Source organism: Vibrio sp. 10N.261.52.A1, assembly GCF_002876325.1.
GTDB classification, from domain to species: Bacteria; Pseudomonadota; Gammaproteobacteria; order Enterobacterales; family Vibrionaceae; genus Vibrio; species Vibrio chagasii.
Genome location: NZ_MCYD01000583.1, coordinates 1 through 5,035 on the forward strand (window position 1 = coordinate 1; position 5,035 = coordinate 5,035).

Annotated in this window: 4 protein-coding genes; all 4 read left to right on the top strand. The window is 47.6% G+C overall.

What is annotated here, in order from left to right; translation table 11 throughout:
• On the top strand, positions 1-737 hold a 737-nt coding region (gene hutG / locus BCT81_RS09780; protein WP_102424008.1), incomplete at its 5' end, for a formimidoylglutamase.
• Positions 738-797: 60 nt separating this feature from the next.
• Positions 798-2,492: a urocanate hydratase gene (hutU, locus tag BCT81_RS09785; RefSeq protein ID WP_102424009.1), complete on the top strand. Its 1,695-nt coding sequence runs from the start codon at positions 798-800 to the stop codon at positions 2,490-2,492.
• A 14-nt stretch (positions 2,493-2,506) separates the two neighbouring features.
• Positions 2,507-4,039 carry a histidine ammonia-lyase gene (gene hutH, locus BCT81_RS09790; RefSeq protein WP_102424010.1) on the top strand — a complete coding sequence of 511 codons (1,533 nt, stop codon included), beginning with the start codon at positions 2,507-2,509 and terminating at the stop codon, positions 4,037-4,039.
• A 208-nt stretch (positions 4,040-4,247) separates the two neighbouring features.
• On the top strand, positions 4,248-4,973 hold the full coding sequence (locus tag BCT81_RS09795) for a DUF3581 domain-containing protein (RefSeq protein ID WP_061032742.1): 726 nt from the start codon (positions 4,248-4,250) through the stop codon (positions 4,971-4,973).
• The last annotated feature ends 62 nt before the right edge of the window (positions 4,974-5,035 follow it).

Consider the following 5,035-nt stretch of genomic DNA (forward strand, 5'->3'; position numbering starts at 1 on the left):
GCATTACTGATCTTGGCGATATCGAATGTAACGACGATCAACTAGAAGTCAGCCAAAAGCAGTGCGCTGATGTGATTGCCAATGCGCTATCCACTAGCAAAGTGATTACCTTCGGTGGCGGTCACGAAGTCGCTTGGGCTTCTTTCCAAGGCCTAGCTGAGCATCTTCACAGAACTCAATCAGATCACAAACCTAAGATAGGCATCGTTAACTTTGATGCTCACTTTGACCTTCGTGAATTTGAAAGCGACATCGCTGACGTCAAACCAAGCTCAGGCACACCCTTTAATCAGATTAGCGAATACTGCCACACACATCAGTGGCCATTTCATTACGCGTGTCTCGGTGTAAGTACCGCCAGCAATACCAAAGCGCTTTTCAACAAAGCCGACCAACTTGGTGTGTGGTACGAACATGATCGCGATATCACCCAAGTAAACCAAGTTGCCCAACTGGTTAAGTTGCAAAAATTCATCGCTGAGTGTGATTACCTCTATCTCACTATTGATCTCGATGTCTTCCCAGCGGCAACTGCACCGGGTGTCAGCGCCCCTGCGGCAAGAGGCGTTAGTTATGAAGCGCTCGCGCCTTTCCTAGAACAGATTTTTAAACACAGTGAGAAACTCATTATCGCGGACATTGCAGAATATAACCCAGACTACGACGTCGACGGTCAAACGGCTCGATTGGCGGCACGTTTGTGTTGGGATATTGCCCGTGCAATGACCAGTGAATAAGCCAGCTATATAGATAAATACAACTACAACGATATAACGTGAAACAGAAGGAATTTCAAAATGACGGAACACCACAACAGTGACCCTCGTCTAGACACGACTCGCGAAATTCGCGCACCTCATGGCACCACTTTGCGCGCAAAATCTTGGTTAACAGAAGCACCCCTTCGTATGCTAATGAACAACCTAGATCCTGATGTGGCAGAACACCCACATGCACTGGTTGTGTATGGCGGTATTGGTCGTGCAGCACGTGATTGGAAATGTTACGACAAGATTGTTGAAGTATTAGAGCGTTTAGAAGACGACCAAACTCTGCTTGTTCAATCGGGTAAACCTGTAGGCGTGTTCCCGACTCATAAAAACGCACCTCGCGTGTTAATCGCTAACTCGAACCTTGTTCCACACTGGGCAAACTGGGAACATTTCAACGAGCTCGATAAAGAAGGCTTGATGATGTACGGCCAAATGACCGCAGGTAGCTGGATCTACATCGGTTCACAAGGCATCGTTCAAGGTACTTACGAAACCTTTGTCGCTATCGCGAAGAAACACTTCCAAGGCGAAGCAAAAGGCAAATGGGTACTCACCGGTGGCCTTGGCGGCATGGGTGGCGCTCAACCTCTTGCAGCTACCATGGCTGGCTTCTCAATGATTGCGGTTGAATGCGATGAATCACGAATCGATTACCGCCTGCGTACTGGTTATGTAGACAAGAAAGCCACCAGCCTAGATGAAGCGATGGCTATTATTAAAGAGTCTGACACACCTATTTCTGTTGGCCTGCTAGGTAACGCTGCGGATGTTTTCCCTGAGTTAGTAGAGCGCAACATCACACCAGATGTCGTTACTGACCAAACCTCTGCCCATGACCCTCTGAACGGCTATTTGCCACAAGGTTGGACGATGGAGAAAGCCGCACAAGGGCGCACTATTGATGAAGCTAAGGTCGTTAAGGCAGCTAAGCAGTCCATGGCGATTCAAGTTCAAGCGATGCTAGACCTGCAATATCGCGGCGCTGCAACCGTGGACTACGGCAACAACATTCGCCAAATGGCACTGGAAGAAGGCGTAGAAAACGCGTTTGATTTCCCGGGTTTCGTTCCTGCTTATATTCGTCCACTGTTCTGCGAAGGCATCGGTCCATTCCGTTGGGCAGCCCTTTCAGGCGACCCAGAAGACATCTACAAAACAGACCAAAAAGTAAAAGAACTGATTCCAGACAACCCTCACCTGCATAACTGGCTAGATATGGCGCGTGAACGCATTCAGTTCCAAGGTCTACCTGCACGTATCTGTTGGGTAGGTTTGAAAGATCGTGAACGTTTAGGCCAAGCATTCAATGAAATGGTTAAAAATGGTGAGCTAAAAGCACCGGTTGTTATCGGTCGTGACCACCTAGATTCAGGTTCGGTTGCCAGCCCGAACCGTGAAACAGAAGGCATGATGGATGGTTCAGATGCCGTATCAGATTGGCCTCTACTGAATGCACTGCTAAACACAGCAGGCGGCGCAACTTGGGTTTCTTTACACCATGGTGGCGGCGTTGGTATGGGCTTCTCGCAACACTCAGGTATGGTGATTTGTTGTGACGGCAGTGAAGATGCATCACAGCGTATTGCTCGCGTACTTCACAATGATCCAGCAACAGGCGTTATGCGTCATGCGGATGCGGGTTACGACATTGCTAAGCAGTGTGCGAAAGAACAGAAACTTGATTTACCTATGCTAAACGAAGAACTTCGTCGCCTTTAATGTCTGGAGAAAACATGTTGAATTTATTACTTAAACCAGGACATCTAGGTCTATCTGAACTGCGTAAAATCAGCCGTAGCCCGGTGAATTTGTCACTCGACCCTGCTGCAATCCCAGATATTGAAGCGAGCATGCAGGTTGTCGAACAAGTGATTGCTGAAGACCGAACTGTTTATGGTATCAACACGGGCTTTGGCTTACTGGCGAACACCAAGATCGCCCCAGAAGATCTCGAAGTTCTGCAGAAAAGTATCGTGCTGTCTCACGCAGCAGGCATCGGCAAGTTCATGTCTGACGAAACCGTGCGCTTGATGATGGTACTCAAGATTAACAGCTTGTCTCGTGGCTACTCAGGTATTCGACTCAAGGTGATCAATGCCCTGATCGATCTAGTGAACGCGCAGGTTTACCCTTGTGTGCCACAAAAAGGCTCAGTAGGTGCATCTGGCGACCTCGCTCCCCTAGCCCACATGAGTACCGTTCTACTTGGTGAAGGCCAAGCTCGTCACAACGGTAAAATCATTACTGGTTTGGAAGCAATGAAGATCGCAGGGCTAGAGCCAATCACACTCGCTCCTAAAGAAGGTTTAGCGCTACTCAACGGTACGCAAGCCTCCACCGCATTCGCCTTAGAAGGCCTATTCGCAGCAGAAGACTTGTTCGCGTCTGCGACAGTATGTGGCGCTATGTCAGTTGAAGCTGCACTAGGTAGCCGCCGCCCATTTGATCCTCGTATTCACCGCGTTCGTGGTCACCGTGGACAAATGGACGCTGCGCTTGCTTACCGTCATCTGCTTGACCAAAAGAGTGAAATTGGTGAGTCACACACGTGTTGTGAAAAGGTTCAAGACCCTTACTCACTGCGTTGTCAGCCTCAAGTGATGGGCGCGTGTCTACAGCAGATCCGCAACTCAGCAGAAACACTGATGGTTGAAGCGAATTCCGTATCGGACAACCCACTGGTCTTTGCGGACGATGGTGACATCATTTCGGGTGGTAACTTCCACGCAGAACCCGTTGCTATGGCCGCAGATAACTTAGCCTTAGCCATTGCTGAAATCGGTAGTTTGTCAGAACGTCGAATGGCACTGCTGATTGATAGCGCGCTAAGTAAACTTCCACCGTTCTTAGTCGACAATGGCGGCGTTAACTCTGGCTTTATGATTGCCCAGGTTACCTCAGCAGCACTAGCTAGTGAGAACAAAACACTGGCTCATCCAGCTTCTGTAGACAGTTTGCCAACGTCCGCTAACCAAGAAGATCATGTCTCTATGGCAACCTTTGCTGGTCGTCGTCTTCGTGACATGGCAGAGAACACTCGTGGAATCTTGGCAGTTGAGTATTTAGCAGCAGCGCAAGGGTTGGATTTTAGAGCGCCAAACCTCTCTTCACCTCGAGTAGAAGAAGCGAAACAGATCCTGCGTGAAAAAGTCAGCTTCTACGACAAAGACCGCTACTTCGCACCGGATATTGAGCAAGCTAACTTATTGCTCAAATTATCTGTGCACAACCACTTAATGCCTGAAGGTATTTTGTGTAGCTTCTAAGTCGTGAAATAACACGTTATATAAACAAGGGCTATCGATTAGCCCTTGTTGCATTGAGCCAGTCACCATATCTCCCTTAAAACCCTCACATACCATCCAACGTATTTATCTAATTGACTGATATATAAGCAAAGTTAACTGGATAGACCATTAGATCGAAGTTAGTTAGCTATAATCCACCCCAGATTTGATGACTAATAGCGATACTATGTTTCTGACACCTTACTTTTCTACTGAAGACAATCAATTTCAATTCACTCGTGAACAAGCAAGCCACTTTGCTAAAAAAGTAGCTGGCGATTTCAACCCAATTCACGATGAAGACAACAAGCGCTTCTGTGTTCCTGGCGATCTTTTATTTGCGGTTCTTCTGCAAAAAGAAGGCATCAGCCAAAAAATGCGTTTTGATTTTTCAGGTATGGTTGGTAACGGTATTGCGTTAAGCGTTGATAACAAGTGTGAAAAAGAGAGCTCACTTATCGATGCAAATGGTAAAGAGTACCTACACATGTCTTGTGAAGGTGAGAAGAGCCACGATCAAGCATTCATCGAGCACGTAGTAACAAACTACGTTAAGTTCTCTGGTATGAACTTCCCTCACATCATGGTTCCTCTTATGGAAGAGCAACAAATGATGATCAACTGCCAACGCCCTCTTGTGATTTACGAGAGCATGGAAGTTGAGTTTACTCGCCTAGACCTTTCTCACCCAGAAGTTGAATTCTCTGGTGCGACTTTTGACGTTGAAGGCAAGCGCGGCATCGTGACCCTGAACTTCGATTTCAAAGAAGATGGCGAAGTAGTCGGTAAAGGCGTGAAGCGCATGGTAGCAAGTGGCCTTAAGCCATACGACCAAGCTTCTGTAGACGACCTAGTAAACCGCTTCAACGAGCGCAAAGAGATGTTTCTAGCTCAGTTTGCGGCTGCCGCTTAAGTAAGCCAACACAGAATTAAAAAGCCCAGCTTGATATCCTCAAGTGAAGTGACCCCGTAAAG

Coding starts and splice junctions, on each gene's coding strand:
- BCT81_RS09795 (WP_061032742.1), top strand. CDS start 4,248: ATGTTTCTGACACCTTACTTTTCTACTGAAGACAATCAATTTCAATTC.
- hutU (WP_102424009.1), top strand. CDS start 798: ATGACGGAACACCACAACAGTGACCCTCGTCTAGACACGACTCGCGAA.
- hutH (WP_102424010.1), top strand. CDS start 2,507: ATGTTGAATTTATTACTTAAACCAGGACATCTAGGTCTATCTGAACTG.